Raw genomic sequence first — 17282 nt, forward strand, 5'->3', positions numbered from 1 at the left:
AAAAAGCCCTATGAGCAACACTCAAAGGACTTTTATACAGCTTTAATTTACTCGATGCTTATAGCAAAATAGTTATAAAACAATCCAGGTAGCTTTGATTTCAGTGTATTTATCAAATGCATGCAATGACTTATCACGGCCATTACCTGACTGTTTATAGCCGCCAAATGGCGCCGTCATATCACCACCATCGTAATGGTTAATCCATACCATGCCGCTGCGCAAGGCTTTAGCGGTTTTATGCGCTTTAGAAAGATTTGATGTCCACACACCCGCAGCTAAACCGTAAATGGTGTCATTGGCAATTTTAATCGCTTCATCCATGCCATCAAACTCAATGACTGACAATACCGGACCAAAAATTTCTTCACTGGCAATCGTCATTCGATTATTTACCCCAGAAAAAATCGTTGGCTGCACATATACACCGCCAGTGTCAGCCATGACTTGTTTGCCACCTTGTACTAAGGTAGCACCTTCATCTTCACCCGCTTTAATATAATCAAGTACATTGTTTAATTGCTGTTCATCAACCATAGCGCCGGTAACTGTGTCGGGATCTAACGGATGGCCTGGCTGCCAAGACTTTAACTCTTCTGCAATCAATTGTATCAGCTCATCTTTAATGCCTGACTCAACCAACAAACGCGAGCCTGCGGTACACACTTCACCTTGGTTAAAAGCAATAGCTGACGCTGCGGCTTTTGCTGCGGCTTTTAAATCCGGCGCATCATTAAATACTATGTTAGGGCTTTTGCCACCCGCTTCTAACCAAACGCGTTTCATATTTGATTGGCCAGCGTAAACCATCAATTGCTTAGCAATTTTAGTTGAGCCTGTGAAAACTAAAGTATCTACGTCCATATGGAGTGCTAACGCAGCACCAACAGTGTGCCCTAAGCCAGGCAATACGTTTAATACGCCTTTTGGAATCCGGCATCTAACGCTAATTGCGCCATTCTGATGGCGGTTAAGGGAGACTTTTCTGAAGGCTTTAATATGACACTGTTACCCGTTGCTAACGCTGGACCTAATTTCCAGCACGCCATAATCATCGGGAAATTCCAAGGCACAATCGCGGCAACCACACCCACTGGCTCACGGGTAATCATGCCGATTTCATTATGTGCTGTTGGTGCAATTTCATCATAAATCTTATCAATGGCTTCACCACACCAGCGAATAGCACGGGCTGCGCCCGCAACATCAACCGATTTAGCAAACTGAATTGGCTTCCCCATATCTAGCGTTTCTAACAGCGCTAACTCATCGGCATTTTGTTCTAATAAGTCTGCAAAACGGATCATAATTGCTTTACGTTTTACTGGTGCTAATTGTGACCAAGTACCCGCTTCAAAAACCGCTTTACCATTAGCAACCGCTTTATTTGCGTCAATGTAATCGCAACTGGCGACCTTGACCAACAATCGACCGTCAATTGGACTAATACAATCAAATGTTTCACCTGAATGTGCGGCTTGATACTCACCATTAATCATGGCGTTGCCATTAATAGCGATACTTTCTGCGAGTTGTTCCCATTCGTTACGATTTGTTGGAGAGCTCATTGTTACCTCGTCATCCTATATATGCATGCTTAGCTGATTACTTAAAAAAAGTCGCCAAACAACTTGGCTGTAATTATACGCTGTAATCGATACTTCAAATTATGCTTAACCGCTAAAGATTTCAATATATTTTACAAAAATGTCCAATTTACTTTAATTTTTTACTAAAAATGCTTTCGTGTTCGTTATATTTGATATAACGTAGCAAATATTGACCACCCTGTAGATTTATTGATCATATACAAAGACCTCCTAATGAGTCATATGGAGCCTTAAGCATAAGGATTTAGTAATGCCACAAACGTCGCCTCAAGCAATCAATGCCCAAACATCAACACCAGAAATGGCAAATTACTGGATGCCTTTTACTGCCAATAAACAGTTTAAAGCTAATCCAAGAATATTGACTCATGCTAAAGGAATGTATTACACCGATGATCACGGTCAAGCCATATTAGATGGTACTGCGGGGTTGTGGTGCTGTAATGCCGGTCATGGTCGCCAAGAAATATCAGAAGCGGTCAGCAAACAAATTACCCAAATGGATTACGCTCCCTCATTTCAGGTCAGTCATCATTTGCCATTTGAACTGGCGAATAGAATAGCCGAGTTAGCGCCTGCAGGCTTAGATAAAGTCTTTTTTACCAACTCAGGTTCAGAGTCGGTAGACACAGCCTTAAAAATGGCCTTGTGCTATCACCGCGCTAATGGTCAACCAACACGCACTCGTTTTATCGGCCGAGAGCTGGGTTATCACGGTGTCGGTTTTGGCGGTATTTCTGTTGGCGGCATTGGCAATAATCGTAAAACCTTTCATGGCCAGCTGTTACAGGGAGTTGATCATCTGCCTCACACTTTAGACATTCACAATAATGCTTTTTCTCGAGGTCTGCCAAAACATGGCATCGAAAAAGCAGAAATTTTAGAGCAACTTGTCACCTTGCACGGTGCAGAGAACATTGCCGCTGTAATTGTTGAACCAATGTCAGGATCGGCTGGGGTTATTTTACCGCCAGATGGCTATTTAAAGCGCCTACGTGAGATTACACAAAAGCACGGTATTTTATTGATTTTTGATGAAGTCATTACCGGATTTGGTCGACTAGGTTCAGCGTTTGCTAGTGACTTTTGGCAGGTTACCCCAGATATAATCACTACCGCTAAAGCAATCAATAACGGCGCGATCCCCATGGGTGCGGTCATTGTCAGTAACAGCCTTCATGACACTTGCATGCAAGGTCCTGACAATATGATTGAATTTTTCCACGGCTATACCTACTCTGGCCATCCAGTAGCAGCAGCATCCGCTTTAGCAACATTGAATATATATCAACAAGAAAATCTTTTTCAGCGCGCAAAAGACTTAAGCCAATATTTTGAAGATGCGGTGCACAGTTTAAAAGGCCTGCCTAATATTATCGACATCCGCAATATTGGCTTAGTCGCTGGCATTCAATTTTCCCCCAGCGATAAAGGGGCCGGAAAACGCGGTTATGACATTTTTGATCGCTGTTTTAGACAAGGGACATTAATCAGGGCAACGGGCGATATCTTAGCCTTGTCACCTCCTTTAATTGTCGAAAAGTCACAAATTGATGACATGGTAAACAGCCTAACCGATGCAATTCATGCGGTAGGTTAATACGAATCTAAGCGGCTATCAATGTAACGTCAACAACAAATATAAATTCAATATTCACTTTAATCTATTAATGCAAAAGGTTTTTTATGCTCACTCTATCTCATTATGTCAATGGCAAGCACACACAAGTAAGTCAGCGCCAGCAAGCTATTTATGAACCTGCCAACGGCGAATTACGTGGCCATGTGTCATTAGCGTGTGAGCAAGAAGTTTGTGATGCCATACAAGTAGCAAAACAGGCGTATCAAACTTGGTCACAGGTGACACCACTCAATCGCGCCCGTGTACTGTTCAAGTTTAAAGCCTTAATGGAGCAAAACATTGATGAACTAGCGGAGTTAATCACTCGCGAGCACGGCAAAGTATTAGAAGATGCCAAAGGCGAATTAGTCCAGGGATTAGAAGTGGTCGAATTTGCCTGTGGTATTCCACACTTACTAAAAGGTGAACACACCCAACAAGTGGGTGGCGGTGTTGACGCTTGGACAGTAAACCAGTCTTTAGGAGTTGTGGCCGGTATCGCGCCGTTTAACTTCCTGGTCATGGTGCCAATGTGGATGTTCCCTATTGCCATTGCTTGCGGTAACAGTTTCATCATGAAGCCATCAGAGAAAGATCCTAGCTCAGTATTACGTATGGCGGAATTGCTCACCGAAGCGGGTTTACCTGATGGAGTATTTAACGTAATTAATGGCGATAAAGAAGCCGTTGATACCCTACTGACTCATCCAGATGTTCAAGCGGTTAGTTTTGTTGGCTCTACCCCAATTGCCGAATACATTTACAGTACAGCATCTGCCCACGGTAAACGTGTACAGGCATTAGGTGGCGCTAAAAACCACATGTTATTAATGCCTGATGCCGATTTAGATCAAGCGGTAAAAGCCTTAATGGGGGCTGCTTATGGCAGTGCTGGCGAACGCTGTATGGCCATTTCAGTCGTATTAGCTGTGGGTGACAGCGGCGATAAGCTTGTTAATGCATTATTACCTCAAATTGAAAAGCTAAAAATCGGTAACGGTTTGACCCCAGAAATGGACATGGGGCCATTGATTTCATCTCAGCACCTTCAAAAAGTGCGCGACTATGTTGAACAAGGCGTGGCTGAAGGTGCAACCCTGATTGCTGATGGCAGAAATTTATCGGTTAAAGATCAGCAACAGGGCTACTTTCTAGGAGCCTGTTTATTCGATAACGTCACCCCAGAGATGACCATTTATCAACAAGAAATTTTTGGTCCTGTTTTAGCCATAGTTCGCGTAAAAGATTATGCCCAAGCCCTTAACCTGATTAACAAACACGAGTTTGGCAATGGCACCGCCATTTTCACTCAAAACGGTGAAGTGGCAAGACACTTCTGCCACCATGTTGAAGTCGGTATGGTTGGGGTTAACGTGCCTATACCTGTGCCAATGGCGTTCCATAGTTTTGGTGGCTGGAAGCGTTCACTGTTTGGCCCATTACATATGCATGGACCTGATGGAGTCCGCTTTTACACCAAGCGTAAAGCCATAACCGCAAGATGGCCAAAAGCCGCAGTAGTGAGTGAAGGTTCGGCGTTTATTATGCCAACGATGAACTAAAAATTGGTGAGCAAAAATGACTAAACTGATTAAAGATATACAAAGCTTGGCGACCTCTACTGCTGGAATAGATCAATACCATCTTGCTGATGAGAAAAGGCTGCAAGGCAACCCGTTACAGAGCGTGCAAAACCATTATGCCAGTCCTTGTTCGCAGTTCAATGTAGGCGTATGGCAAAGCGAAGCTGGATGCTGGAACGTGCAATATACCGAACACGAATACTGTGACATTCTTGAGGGGACTAGCATAATTAGTGACAAAGATGGTGTGCAGCTTACTGTTAATGCTGGTGACAAATTTGTTATCCCTGCTGGATTTATAGGGACTTGGGAGGTTATTGGGCATTGTAAAAAGGTGTACGTTATCTTTGAAGCCCAATAAATATCTCATCAAGGTTTGCATGGCTAACCCTGTAAAAAATATCTTGCAATAAATATTAAAATGGTTCAAAAATAGTACAAACAATTCAAGATGTGATGTACCTGTAACATCCGCCACGGAGTATAAAACCAAAACGCGTGTTTTGGGCAAAGTTGGCAGCACCAGTTTTACCCTACAAAACTGAGCATATAATTATAATTGGAGAAGATATCGTGTCTAAAACATTCACAAAAACAAGACTAGCGCTATTGGCCGGCCTCACCCTCTCAGCTTCTGTGCTTGCAACTTCTGCACAGGCTGAACTCTCTGGTGAAGTGTCACTTACAAACGACTATCGCTTTCGCGGTATATCTCAAACAGCTGGTGATCCAGCATTACAAGCAGGCGTAGATTGGAGCGCAGAAAATGGCTTCTTCGTAGGCGCTTGGGCAAGTAACATCGACTTTGATGAAGAAGATTATAATGGCCCAGATATAGAACTGGATATTTATGCCGGTTATTACGGCGAAATAAACGACAACACTAGCTGGGATGTCACCTTGTATCGTTATAACTACCCAGGTGATAGTGAACTCGATTATCTAGAGGCTACTGTAGGTGTAGATTTTAGCGGTTTTAGAGCCGCTTATTGGTATACCAATGATTATAGTGGCAGTGATTTAGACTTACATTACATGGAGCTAAATTACGGCTGGGAATTCACTGAAAACTGGAGCCTAGATGTACATTACGGTTATAACTTTGGCGATGCATTAGATGATGGCGAAGGCTTTGATAGCTACTCTGATTACTCTGTTGGCGTATCAACAGAAGTGGCTGGGTTTGGCCTATCTCTGGCTTATCTAATGACAGATCTAGATGGTGATAATGAAGTGAATGATGGTGTGTTCAAAACTAAAGACACCTTCCTTGCATCTGTAAGCTACGCATTCTAAAACAGATTAAGTCCTTTATAAAAAAGCTTACTCAATTGAGTAAGCTTTTTTGATCTTTGCCTTAGATTGAGCTGACGTGAGTTATTTTCGGCTAGTATAATCACCCCAGGCTAACCATTTATACGTGGTTAACGCATCCAATGCCATTGGCCCACGGGCATGTAGCTTCTGGGTACTTACCGCTACTTCCGCACCTAAGCCAAATTGAGAGCCATCAGTAAAACGCGTGCTGGCATTAACATACACAGCAGCAGAATCAACTTGATTCATAAAGTAACTGGCCGCATGAATATCATCGGTTAAAATCGCTTCAGAATGTCCACTTGAATATTGACGAATATGACTAATTGCCCCATCAATATTATCAACCACTCTAATGCCTAAAGTTAAAGATAACCACTCGGTTGAAAACGATTCATCATCTGCAGCGTTAACATCAAAACCTAAGCCATCTAAATACTGTTGAGCTTGATCACAGGCGTAAAATCTCACCCCAAGGCTATGTAAATGGGCTGCCACTTTAGGCACAAACTCACTGGCAATGGCTTGGTCAACTAATAAGGTATCAAGGGCGTTGCACACGGTTGGTCGTTGCACTTTCGCGTTGGCGATCACATCTATCGCACGACTAAGGTCAGCACCTTTATCCACCAGTAAATGGCAAATACCAATCCCGCCAAGAATCACCGGAATACTCGATTGCTCAGCGCATAAACGCTGTAAAGTATGGCCGCCGCGAGGAATGATCATATCGACATATTTATCTAAGCGCAGTAAACCACTCACAATAGCGCGCTCAGGCGAATCAATCAGTTGAACAGCACCTTGGGGTAAATTCAAACTGGTTAATGCCCCACGGATCACGTCACTTAAGACTTTATTTGATTCGATGGTTTCTTTGCCGCCACGTAAAATTACCGCATTACCGGTTTTTAACGCTAATACCGCAATATCGACAGTCACATTCGGCCGCGCTTCATAAATCACCCCAACAACGCCAAGCGGTACGCTACGCTGAGTCAGTCGTAATCCATTATCAAGTAACTGACTTGCCGCTTCTTTTCCTATAGGGTCGGCTAATGCGATAACATTATCAATGTCGCCAATAATGCCCGCTAAGCGACCTTCATCAAGCATTAAGCGATCGATCATAGCATCGGTTAACCCATTGGCTTTAGCGGCGATAACATCTTTAGCATTGGCGGCTAAAATAACCTCTGCATGCTCAGCGAGTTTCTGGCTAATGGTTTGTAACAGGTGGTTTTTTTGTTTTGAAGATAAATTAGCCAATGTAAAACTGGCCGCTTTAGCTTGTTGACCTAAATTAACCAGATACTCATTAACTTGATCTTGTTTTGCTGACTCTTTATTAGCTGACATGTACTGTTTCCTTGTTTTCTAATACCACCATATCATTACGATGAACGGCGGCATCACCATAGTCATAACCTAAAATATGCTCGATTTCATTGGAATGCTTACCGCAAATTTTACGTAAATCAGCGGCGCAATATCGGCTAATTCCTTTACCCAACACTTTTGCCTGTGTGTTAACGATTAACACAGTTGCGCCACGCTCAAAATCACCTTCAATACGGGTAATGCCTTTAGATAATAAGCTGCGACCACTTTCAATAACTGCTGTGGCGGCGCCTTGATCAATATACAGTTTCCCCCGAGTCGCTGGACCTGCCAAAATCCACTGTTTACGACTTTCTAATGGCGTATCAATAGCACTAAAATGAGTGCCAACAGACTCACGCATAGCCACTTTATTGATCACATCAGGATGATGCCCAGAAGCGATAACCACCTCAATTCCCGCACGCCTGGCAATATCTGCAGCCTCAAGCTTAGTGGCCATACCGCCTGTACCTAAACCCGAAACTGAACCACCGGCTAATAAACGTAAACTATCGTCGATATTGACCACTTGCTTAATTAACTGTGCGTTAGGGTTAGTACGCGGGTCGGCATCAAATAAGCCTTTTTGATCGGTCAGTAAAATCAATAAATCAGCATCACAAAGTAATGCCGCTCGTGCCGATAAGTTGTCATTATCGCCAACCTTAATCTCATTGGTTGCCACGGCATCATTTTCATTAATAATGGGAATTATATTGTTATCCAATAATGCATTTAAGGTATCGCGGGCATTCAAATAGCGTTCGCGGTCTTGTAGATCGGCGCGCGTCAGCAACAATTGCCCCACGTGCAAACCGTACAAGCTAAACAGTTGTGACCATGCCAGAATTAATTGGCTTTGTCCCACCGCGGCAAGTAACTGTTTATGCGCCATGGTATCGGGCAAAATGGGGTATTGTAGATGTTCACGTCCAGCGGCTATTGCGCCTGAAGTACATAACACCACTTCAACACCCGATTTCATTAAATAAGCCATTTGTCTGGCCAACTCAACCATGTGTGCTTTATCTAATTTTTTGCTGCCAGAAGTCAGTACACTGGTGCCTAACTTCACTACCACGCGGCGATAACCCATTTAAGCTTCTCTCAAATTTGATTGATAAATAGTACAAGCTATTTTTATACCCAATTCGTTACACAATTCCTAGATAAAGCTGCATTTGAATCAGCTTAAATGAATTTAATTCGATATAAGCAATAAAAAAGGGCTATGCATTGCATAACCCTTAATTAACATGGCTCGACTTACACGACACTAGCCGTAAATAAACTTCACCAAGAACAAAATGGCAATAAATACCACACCGGCATTTAAGTCTTTAAAACGACCCGTTAGCAGTTTTATCACTAAATAAGAAATAAATCCAAAGCCAATGGCATTGGCAATAGAAAACGTCAGCGGCATCAACAAACAGGTCACCACTACTGGAGCCGCTTCAGTTAAGTCATCCCAATCAACATTAACAAGACCCGACATCATTAAAATAGCGACATAAAATAACGCGCCAGAAGTAGCATAGGCTGGCACCATACCCGCCAATGGCGAAAGAAATAGTGCAGCTAAAAATAAAATACCTACTACTACAGCGGTCAAACCAGTACGACCACCGGCACTGACACCCGCGGTACTTTCAATATAACTGGTGGTAGTAGAGGTCCCCAACATAGCACCTGTAATGGTTGCCACACTGTCTGCCGTTAAGGCACGTTTTACTCGCGGCAAACGACCTTTATCATCTAACAAACCACCGCGCTGTGCCACAGCAACTAAGGTGCCAGATGTATCAAATAAATCGACAAACAAGAAGGCAAAAATGACTGAAATCATACTGATTTCTAATACGCTAGATAAGTCCATTTTCATGAATGTTGGCGCAATAGAAGGCGGTACAGACATTAAACCATTGTACTGCACATCACCAAATAGTAAGCCTAATACCGTGACTATCATAATGCTTAGAATGACCGCCGCTTTCCAGCCTCGGTGCACCATGGCAATAATTAAAAAGAACCCAAGCGATGCCATCACAGCGGGAAACGAAGTGATGTCACCCATAGTGACTAACGTTGCTGGGCTTGCCACCACAATACCGGCACTTTTTAAGCCGATTAAGGCTAAAAATAACCCGATACCCGCGGCAATACCAAACCGTAACGACATTGGAATACTGTTAACAATCCACTCACGAATTTTGACCAGAGACAACACAAGGAAACAGATACCTGACATAAACACAGCGCCTAAGGCGGTTTCCCAGCTGTAACCCATTTCACCTACCACAGTGTAAGTAAAAAATGCGTTTAACCCCATTCCTGGTGCCAATGCTATAGGGTAATTGGCTAATAACCCCATGATTAAACAGCCAATGGCAGCAGCCAAACAGGTTGCTACGAATACCGCACCATGATCCATCCCAGCATCCGCTAGCATCATAGGGTTAACAAATATAATATAAGCCATGGTTAAAAAGGTTGTTAAACCCGCAACCACTTCTTGCTTTAACGAGGTATTGTTTTGTTTTAGTTTAAATAGTTTTTCTAGCATAGAACTCGTTACCTTGGGCGTAGGGTTAATTAATGTTTTTATTATTTTGAGCCGATCCGATATATGACCCCGAATGCTCAAAGCAGGCAGATTATATCCTGTAGCATGTCATAAAATCATACTTTAGACGCAAAAATACCTTATAAAGCCTGAAAACAGACTTTTCATATCAGATTAATCACAGTGGTTAATTGCAGACTGACAAGCAAGAGTTAACTGGTTTCAGAACAAAATTGGGTTGGAAGGTTTCATTTTATAACAGTAATTAAATCCTCATAGACGTTAGATTGACTTCAAGTGCAAATGATCCCGCGAGACGCCGCAAGCACATCCATGTGGGATTAACCAAATCATATATGGACCCATCCCGTTTTATATGGGCCCATTGAGCGATGAGTCATGCCATACATCCTCATAACCGTCAGCGATTAAAAATCTATACCCTGGAGGCTAAATATTGCTCTATTTCTGGTAAGTATGCTTTTATATGGTTCATATGTAGCGGTTTAAAAAAATTAGTTTCTTGGCTCAGTTATTCACCGCACCAAATATACCAGCCACATGTTCCATTTTCTGCTTTATGACGCAGACCATTTATTGGAAGGTTAACCGATAAATGTCTAGTGCCCCTGATATTTCAAAGGAATGGAAAGTGTCAGGCAGCGATAAGATCGCACGAAGAGAGCCTCTATATGTGTTTGCTGTAAACGACGATTTGACAGCTAAATGACAGACGAAGTAGATGAATTTGTTGATTGATTTTAATTTGACTGCAAAAGCAGTCAAATAAGTTAAGCTCGCCTATTGACTGGCGGAAGGCTCATATGTGTTATATGGCAACACCTATTACTAGCGCCAGATATACAATAAAATTTTATTGTTCTGCTACGCTATTGTATGCCCACCAACAACTTCCACCACCTGAACCCATTTTTCTTTCTTCTGTCAAATCAATTTCAAATGTACCATCACAGGCAAGTCCGTGATCAAGCGCACCTTTCAAATCAGACCATTGAGATTGAAGGACTGGATCTTTTGCCCATTCGGGAGGTTTCGGAAATGCCATTATATATTTGTATTTAACGATTTCTTGTTGAGAATTATTTCCTCTAGCATTACTAGCAATTATTGTTAGATCGACCAGGTTTACTTTTCCTTTACCTAAATAAATACACCCTCTATCTTTATCAATAATATGATTATAATTAGGATTAAGTTGGTAAACAGTACCACTAAATAAACTCCCTCGGTTTTTTTTATTTCCTTCAATCCCTTTTTGTAAATGAGAAGTCAATAAACCAGCTTCAACCAGTTGATCTAAATAAGGCTTTGTTTTTATTTCAATATTATCCCATTTAGATCTTTGTAAATTATCAAATATTGCTACGCTATAATCATATGGATTACCTGATTTGGGTTTCTGATCAACTTCAGCCCCATTGGAGCTTTGTCCTGGTAAACTGATACAGTTCCAATATTTATTTCTATGCTCTTCAATTTCAAATGCATCAAGCATGTGTTCTTTTTTAGTGATTGGCGCATTGATATTAAAATAATTGATCGATCTGATTTTCCCTGACTTTGCCATTCGTTTAATAGAAGACGGGGACAAATATTCAACCCATTCACCATTGACTTTATGCATAGGTATTACTTGTTCATATCCATTAACCAATTTATCAATGAGAGGAAAAGCCTGTCGTATATCTTTATGATTAGTCCAATCAGGTAATTTAAACTCATCAGAAAGTCCGACTATAGTCGTCACTCTATAAGGAACTTCTTGCCCATCACGATTAATAGGTACTTGAGGTTTATTTATGCTGATTACGGAACGGTGTTCCGCTTTACCAAGGTAAAAACAATCACTACCAACCAAATACCTCCAACCTTTCAGCGTAAGGCGATATCTATTAAATTTTTGTTTTACTGAATCAATATCTATATAAACTATTTTTTTTGAGAGAAGGTTTACTATGGCTAAGGCATCTAGTTCTTTAATACCGATGGTTTCTTGACTGGTAATTTTTCCCTCTGTAGGCACATCGATCACCCATTTGAATGCCCTTTGGGATTTTTGGCGTTCCCCTTTGTGAAGATTATGATTAATGCGAATACATTGATCTGTGCTAACAAATTCAGATATAGAACTTTCGTAGGTGAAATGTGGCTTTAAGTTTTCATTCTTTTTTATAGCTTCAAAAATATCTTTTTTCTGATTATCAGATTCTATATTTGATGGGTCTGATGCATATATATTGCTGGATAATGTCAATATAAATGTAATAAAAAAAGCCTGTAGAACATCCATGTTATTTTCCTTAAAAGTAACGATTCTAATCAAATATTTAAAAATATTGGCATTCAACTTTGCCATAATCGTGGTAGAGCGGGCCATTACTGACCCGCCCCCACACAGATCCGGACGTGCGGAACTACCGCATCCGGCTCTTCAGTTATATATTCACTCGTGTAAAACACGACCCTAGTACCAATCAACCAGCACTAGACGCTTACTGACTTTTGGACTCTCAATTCTAAAATACTCTAACATCTTCTTGAAATTACTCCAGTTGTAACTTCGTCGACCACTGCGTCTGTTCAGCCATTTGTACAAGTTATGCAGAACATAATCGTATACGTAGCTCAGGCTTCGGCTGTTGTCGGGAAGACCAAAATAGTTTCTAAACCCTGTTAATTTACGTTTTAACTGCGGAAGCCAAATACTCAGTTTTAATGAGCGCTTGGCTTTAATCCATTGATAATACTCGCTCAACGTCGCCTTCTGCTTTTTCACAGCTGTTCGTCGTCAGAGTCTTGCTTTACCTTTCGAATCTCTGCCCCCGACTAATTAAACCACCCATTTTAAAGGCAGATTAACATTACTGCTTTCACTTTGATTGCGATATATTTAACAGCGAGTCGAATGTGAAAATTGAACGGAAGTTATCAATAAACTGAGCATATTGTGGAGAAAGCGTAACATTTTTTAAAGCCACCCATTTTAAAGGCAGATTAACATTACTGCTTTCACTTTAATTGCGATATATTTAACAGCGAGTCGAATGTGAAAATTGAACGGAAGTTATCAATAAACTGAGCATATTGTGGAGAAAGCGAACAATTCTGCAGATTTAAAGCAGTACTAATGGCTTGATATCAATCAAGCTGGAAATGAGGTTGTTGTATTTGTAGTTTGTGTTAAACGTTAACGATTAAGCACACAGCCAACGCTGGCAATTTGATGCACCTTGTCGTCGTTTTCGGTCTAGATGTTCACAGTATGCTGTTAATGCCGGTAATGCACCGACAGCACCTTTGAATAACGAGCCAAACTCAGTAGTGATTTTTAGCCAGTTTTCGGCAGGAATATTCAGTCTGTTTAGAATGTTTTGACTACTGGCACTAATGGCACCGCGTTTATCTTCTCGAATAATCCGACCGGTATCTTCTACCAGTACAATATAGTCTTTAATACTGAACATCAGCCCATTTAGCATATCTAGCCGCTCATTACCGACAAAAGGCAGTAACGCTTTGGGTTGCTCACCTTTCATTGCTGAATTTATTCGGCGTTGAATGCTGGTGTAGTCAGAAGTTTCGGGTGTGGTGGCCATCTTTGCACGAATGGGGTTTAAATCAACATAAGCCATACAACTTAACACTGCCGCTTCATCTAATAATGCCTGGGATTTAAAGCGCCCTTCCCAGAATCTGCCTGTGCACTTATCTTCTTTATTGGCCATTCGCGCAATCGGCTCACTCAAAGAGCGCATAAACCAACTGATATCAATTAAGCGCTTACGGTATTCGGTAATGCATTCATTAACCGTTTGAAGTTCGAACTGATTAAGGTCTTCTTTTAAGTATTTGTGCGTGAGTAACGTGCCCTTAAAGCCTTTGTGCCATTGAGTTAGCACGTCTTTATCTGACCAATGCTTTGCTTTATCTGCGTTCACTTTAATGACTACGTGCAAGTGGTTACTCATCACAACGTAAGCACAGATATCAATGGCAAAGATGGTGGCAAGTTCTAGAATACGAGCATCAACCCATTCACGCCGATGTTCAAAGTTCTCACCCGTTGAATTATCAATACCACACAGAAAAGCTTTACGGACTACTCGCGAACAACAGTGATAATAAGGCGTATCTTCTAGGCTAACGATTGTTTTTCTTGGTCTGGCCATCTTCAAATACCGTTTAGGAAGGGTAAATAAAGCGTAGTTTACTGCTCGTTATTTAGCCAAAAATTTTGGGTGGCCATGTTATTTGGGTGGGGTGGCCATGTTATTTGGGTGAATACCGTTTAGGAAGGGTAAATAAAGCGTAGTTTACTGCTCGTTATTTAGCCAGAAATTTTGGGTGGCCATGTTATTATGGGTGGCCATGTTATTATTAAGCTATAAATCTCTACAGTTTCATTAGACCATTACAATCTGCGTTCACTTTAATGACTACGTGCAAGTGGTTACTCATCACAACGTAAGCACAGATATCAATGGCAAAGATGGTGGCAAGTTCTAGAATACGAGCATCAACCCATTCACGCCGATGTTCAAAGCTCTCACCCGTTGAATTATCAATACCACACAGAAAAGCTTTACGGACTACTCGCGAACAACAGTGATAATAAGGCGTATCTTCTAGGCTAACGATTGTTTTTCTTGGTCTGGCCATCTTCAAATACCGTTTAGGAAGGGTAAATAAAGCGTAGTTTACTGCTCGTTATTTAGCCAAAAATTTTGGGTGGCCATGTTATAACGCACTGGCAATTTGATGCACCTTGTCGTCGTTTTCGGTCTAGATGTTCACAGTATGCTGTTAATGCCGGTAATGCACCGACAACACCTTTGAATAACGAGCCAAACTCAGTAGTAATTTTTAGCCAGTTTTCGGCAGGAATATTCAGTCTGTTTAGAATGTTTTGACTACTGGCACTAATGGCACCGTGTTTATCTTCTCGAATAATCCGACCGGTATCTTCTACCAGTACAATATAGTCTTTAATACTGAACATCAGCCCATTTGGCATGTCTAGCCGCTCATTACCGACAAAAGGCAGTAACGCTTTGGGTTGCTCGCCTTTCATTGCTGAATTTATTCGGCGTTGAATGCTGGTGTAGTCAGAAGTTTCGGGTGTGGTGGCCATCTTTGCACGAATGGGGTTTAAATCAACATAAGCCATACAACTTAACACTGCCGCTTCATCTAATAATGCCTGGGATTTAAAGCGCCCTTCCCAGAATCTGCCTGTGCACTTATCTTCTTTATTGGCCATTCGCGCAATCGGCTCACTCAAAGAGCGCATAAACCAACTGATATCAATTAAGCGCTTACGGTATTCGGTAATGCATTCATTAACCGTTTGAAGTTCGAACTGATTAAGGTCTTCTTTTAAGTATTTGTGCGTGAGTAACGTGCCCTTAAAGCCTTTGTGCCATTGAGTTAGCACGTCTTTATCTGACCAATGCTTTGCTTTATCTGCGTTCACTTTAATGACTACGTGCAAGTGGTTACTCATCACAACGTAAGCACAGATATCAATGGCAAAGATGGTGGCAAGTTCTAGAATACGAGCATCAACCCATTCACGCCGATGTTCAAAGTTCTCACCCGTTGAATTATCAATACCACACAGAAAAGCTTTACGGACTACTCGCGAACAACAGTGATAATAAGGCGTATCTTCTAGGCTAACGATTGTTTTTCTTGGTCTGGCCATCTTCAAATACCGTTTAGGAAGGGTAAATAAAGCGTAGTTTACTGCTCGTTATTTAGCCAAAAATTTTGGGTGGCCATGTTATTCGAAAAAAGAGAAGCGAGCATGACTGTGAATGATGTGGCTAATGAAGCAATGACTTCTCACCATCATCACTATGCCAGATGCTATTTAAGCTACATCGCCTTGATTAGACACCTTATTGGCGCGCATTAATGAATGCAATCAACAAAGTCGTTTACACCTTAAATGAGCCTGAAACTAACTGTGCATAAAGCACCTGAGACTTGAATAGTGCCATCTTAGGGTTAACCGATAAATGTCTAGTGCCCCTGATATTTCAAAGGAATGAAAAGCGTCAGGCAGCGATAAGATCGCACTAAGAGAGCCTCTATATGTGTTTGCTGTAAACGACAATTTGACAGCTAAATGACAGACGAAGTAGATGAATTTGTTGATTGATTTTTATTTGACTGCAAAAGCAGTCAAATAAGTTAGGCTCGCCTATTGACTGGCGGAAGGCTCATATGTGTTAGTTACCATTTGCACGGTACTCTAAGATTCTCTGTTTTGCTAACTCAAGAGAGTTATCTTCCCAAATATCAACTTTACTACCCTCTACAGAATAATTATCAAGAAAATTCCGGGCATAATGCCAAGGATGATATTCCCAACCATTATTTTCTGCATTTATAGAATTACGAATCCAGAGTTCCCAGATTGCTACTTCGATTGTATTTGATAAATGAAGCTGCTTTTTGACATAAGATTTCCAGTCACCATTAGTTGATTCAAAAAAGCTTGGATGTTTATCATTGAACTCTTTAAGTGCCACTTCCGTTTCTTTAGGTAACTTGTTCAGCGTGCTAATAACGTAAAGTTCAAAAAAGTAATCTAATGGTCTTTCAGCCTGATAGTAAGGTGCTAATGTAGTCATGACATCACTATACGACTCGGGATATTCAGGCATAACAGGAGGAATGTATTGCTCTTGATTCAATTGATTTCCTTTCTCTATGGCTTCAACACTAAAGCCTATAAATGCAAAGGCTAAAAATAAAACTCGCAGATTTAGCATATGCTTACCTTTGGTAACTAACGCCGCCAACAACGGCAGGCTTGTTGTTGCTGATTTTGTGCAATAATGGCGAAGCCATGCACAAAATGAGCGACGACAAGACTGTCCAGAGAGCGCAGCGAACGATGTTGCTTGGCCTTGTGTACGCCCAGCATGGGCATGAACTAATGAGGTGAAAGTCCTCTGTAGGAAGGTCACCGTTTAAATAACATACTGTTATTAAACGTTAACTACTAGCGAATGGCAAGGGCTTAATCGCGAGGTTAGGTCCGGAGGAAGCCGCTAGCAAATTTGCGAGCTGATGAACAAGAACATCATATGAGGCGTAGGCTAGAGGTGAGTTGGCACAAGACGACGAAACCACGTGATCTAATGGCCACCGTAAATGATGCAGCAGTGCAA

General features: G+C 41.5%; 13 protein-coding genes and 2 pseudogenes. 4 read left to right on the plus strand and 11 right to left on the minus strand.

Annotation, left to right across the window (positions count from 1 at the left end; translation table 11 throughout):
* Positions 1–72: 72 nt before the first annotated feature.
* Positions 73–1568, minus strand: a pseudogene (locus L0B17_RS15820) (aldehyde dehydrogenase).
* A 292-nt stretch (positions 1569–1860) separates the two neighbouring features.
* On the opposite strand from L0B17_RS15820, the gene L0B17_RS15825 reads away from it, so the two are divergent.
* From L0B17_RS15825 to L0B17_RS15840, 4 genes are all read left to right on the plus strand, one after another.
* Complete coding sequence (locus L0B17_RS15825; RefSeq protein WP_235086125.1) at positions 1861–3210, plus strand: aspartate aminotransferase family protein; 1350 nt, start codon at positions 1861–1863, stop codon at positions 3208–3210.
* 86 nt (positions 3211–3296) lie between these two features.
* Positions 3297–4793: a CoA-acylating methylmalonate-semialdehyde dehydrogenase gene (locus tag L0B17_RS15830; protein ID WP_235086127.1), complete on the plus strand. Its 1497-nt coding sequence runs from the start codon at positions 3297–3299 to the stop codon at positions 4791–4793.
* Between the two features lie 16 nt (positions 4794–4809).
* Positions 4810–5175, plus strand: a complete 366-nt coding sequence (locus tag L0B17_RS15835; protein WP_235086128.1) for a cupin domain-containing protein — start codon at positions 4810–4812, stop codon at positions 5173–5175.
* A 212-nt stretch (positions 5176–5387) separates the two neighbouring features.
* Entirely contained in the window at positions 5388–6110 is a 723-nt protein-coding gene (locus L0B17_RS15840; protein WP_235086130.1) for a TorF family putative porin, read from the plus strand.
* Positions 6111–6191: 81 nt separating this feature from the next.
* Here the strand turns inward: L0B17_RS15840 and L0B17_RS15845 are convergent, their stop codons facing one another.
* The 10 genes and pseudogenes from L0B17_RS15845 to L0B17_RS15890 all read right to left on the minus strand — a co-directional run bounded on the left by L0B17_RS15845 (position 6192) and on the right by L0B17_RS15890 (position 17078).
* Positions 6192–7490 carry a glutamate-5-semialdehyde dehydrogenase gene (locus tag L0B17_RS15845; protein WP_235086132.1) on the minus strand — a complete coding sequence of 433 codons (1299 nt, stop codon included), beginning with the start codon at positions 7488–7490 and terminating at the stop codon, positions 6192–6194.
* Positions 7480–8610 carry a glutamate 5-kinase gene (gene proB, locus L0B17_RS15850; RefSeq protein WP_235086133.1) on the minus strand — a complete coding sequence of 377 codons (1131 nt, stop codon included), beginning with the start codon at positions 8608–8610 and terminating at the stop codon, positions 7480–7482. The genes L0B17_RS15845 and proB overlap by 11 nt, the downstream gene beginning before the upstream one ends.
* 180 nt (positions 8611–8790) lie before the next feature.
* Positions 8791–10080, minus strand: coding sequence for an NCS2 family permease (locus L0B17_RS15855; protein WP_235086135.1), 1290 nt, complete (start codon positions 10078–10080; stop codon positions 8791–8793).
* A 532-nt stretch (positions 10081–10612) separates the two neighbouring features.
* The gene (locus L0B17_RS18330) at positions 10613–10714 is read right to left on the minus strand and encodes an immunity protein Imm33 domain-containing protein (RefSeq protein WP_443019960.1); all 102 of its coding nucleotides are present in this window, start codon (positions 10712–10714) and stop codon (positions 10613–10615) included.
* Positions 10715–10954: 240 nt separating this feature from the next.
* Positions 10955–12478, minus strand: a complete 1524-nt coding sequence (locus L0B17_RS15865; RefSeq protein ID WP_235086137.1) for a hypothetical protein — start codon at positions 12476–12478, stop codon at positions 10955–10957.
* An 87-nt stretch (positions 12479–12565) separates the two neighbouring features.
* Positions 12566–12877: a group II intron maturase-specific domain-containing protein gene (locus L0B17_RS15870; RefSeq protein ID WP_235086139.1), complete on the minus strand. Its 312-nt coding sequence runs from the start codon at positions 12875–12877 to the stop codon at positions 12566–12568.
* Between the two features lie 418 nt (positions 12878–13295).
* The gene (locus tag L0B17_RS15875; RefSeq protein WP_235086141.1) at positions 13296–14270 is read right to left on the minus strand and encodes a transposase; all 975 of its coding nucleotides are present in this window, start codon (positions 14268–14270) and stop codon (positions 13296–13298) included.
* A gap of 247 nt (positions 14271–14517) precedes the next feature.
* Positions 14518–14760 (minus strand): annotated as a pseudogene (locus tag L0B17_RS15880) (transposase); the annotation flags it as partial.
* A 52-nt stretch (positions 14761–14812) separates the two neighbouring features.
* Positions 14813–15805 carry a transposase gene (locus tag L0B17_RS15885; RefSeq protein ID WP_235086142.1) on the minus strand — a complete coding sequence of 331 codons (993 nt, stop codon included), beginning with the start codon at positions 15803–15805 and terminating at the stop codon, positions 14813–14815.
* Positions 15806–16334: 529 nt separating this feature from the next.
* Positions 16335–17078: a hypothetical protein gene (locus L0B17_RS15890; protein WP_235086144.1), complete on the minus strand. Its 744-nt coding sequence runs from the start codon at positions 17076–17078 to the stop codon at positions 16335–16337.
* Positions 17079–17282 lie beyond the last annotated feature (204 nt).

The organism is Shewanella sp. OMA3-2 (assembly GCF_021513195.1).
In the GTDB taxonomy this organism is placed as follows: Bacteria; Pseudomonadota; Gammaproteobacteria; order Enterobacterales; family Shewanellaceae; genus Shewanella.

What these genes read in the sequence shown, in the direction of transcription:
- L0B17_RS15825 (WP_235086125.1), top strand. Translation starts at nt 1,861, where the DNA reads ATGCCACAAACGTCGCCTCAAGCAATCAATGCCCAAACATCAACACCA.
- L0B17_RS15830 (WP_235086127.1), top strand. Translation starts at nt 3,297, where the DNA reads ATGCTCACTCTATCTCATTATGTCAATGGCAAGCACACACAAGTAAGT.
- L0B17_RS15835 (WP_235086128.1), top strand. Translation starts at nt 4,810, where the DNA reads ATGACTAAACTGATTAAAGATATACAAAGCTTGGCGACCTCTACTGCT.
- L0B17_RS15845 (WP_235086132.1), bottom strand. Translation starts at nt 7,490, where the DNA reads ATGTCAGCTAATAAAGAGTCAGCAAAACAAGATCAAGTTAATGAGTAT.
- proB (WP_235086133.1), bottom strand. Translation starts at nt 8,610, where the DNA reads ATGGGTTATCGCCGCGTGGTAGTGAAGTTAGGCACCAGTGTACTGACT.
- L0B17_RS15855 (WP_235086135.1), bottom strand. Translation starts at nt 10,080, where the DNA reads ATGCTAGAAAAACTATTTAAACTAAAACAAAACAATACCTCGTTAAAG.
- L0B17_RS15865 (WP_235086137.1), bottom strand. Translation starts at nt 12,478, where the DNA reads ATGGCCCGCTCTACCACGATTATGGCAAAGTTGAATGCCAATATTTTT.
- L0B17_RS15875 (WP_235086141.1), bottom strand. Translation starts at nt 14,270, where the DNA reads ATGGCCAGACCAAGAAAAACAATCGTTAGCCTAGAAGATACGCCTTAT.
- L0B17_RS15885 (WP_235086142.1), bottom strand. Translation starts at nt 15,805, where the DNA reads ATGGCCAGACCAAGAAAAACAATCGTTAGCCTAGAAGATACGCCTTAT.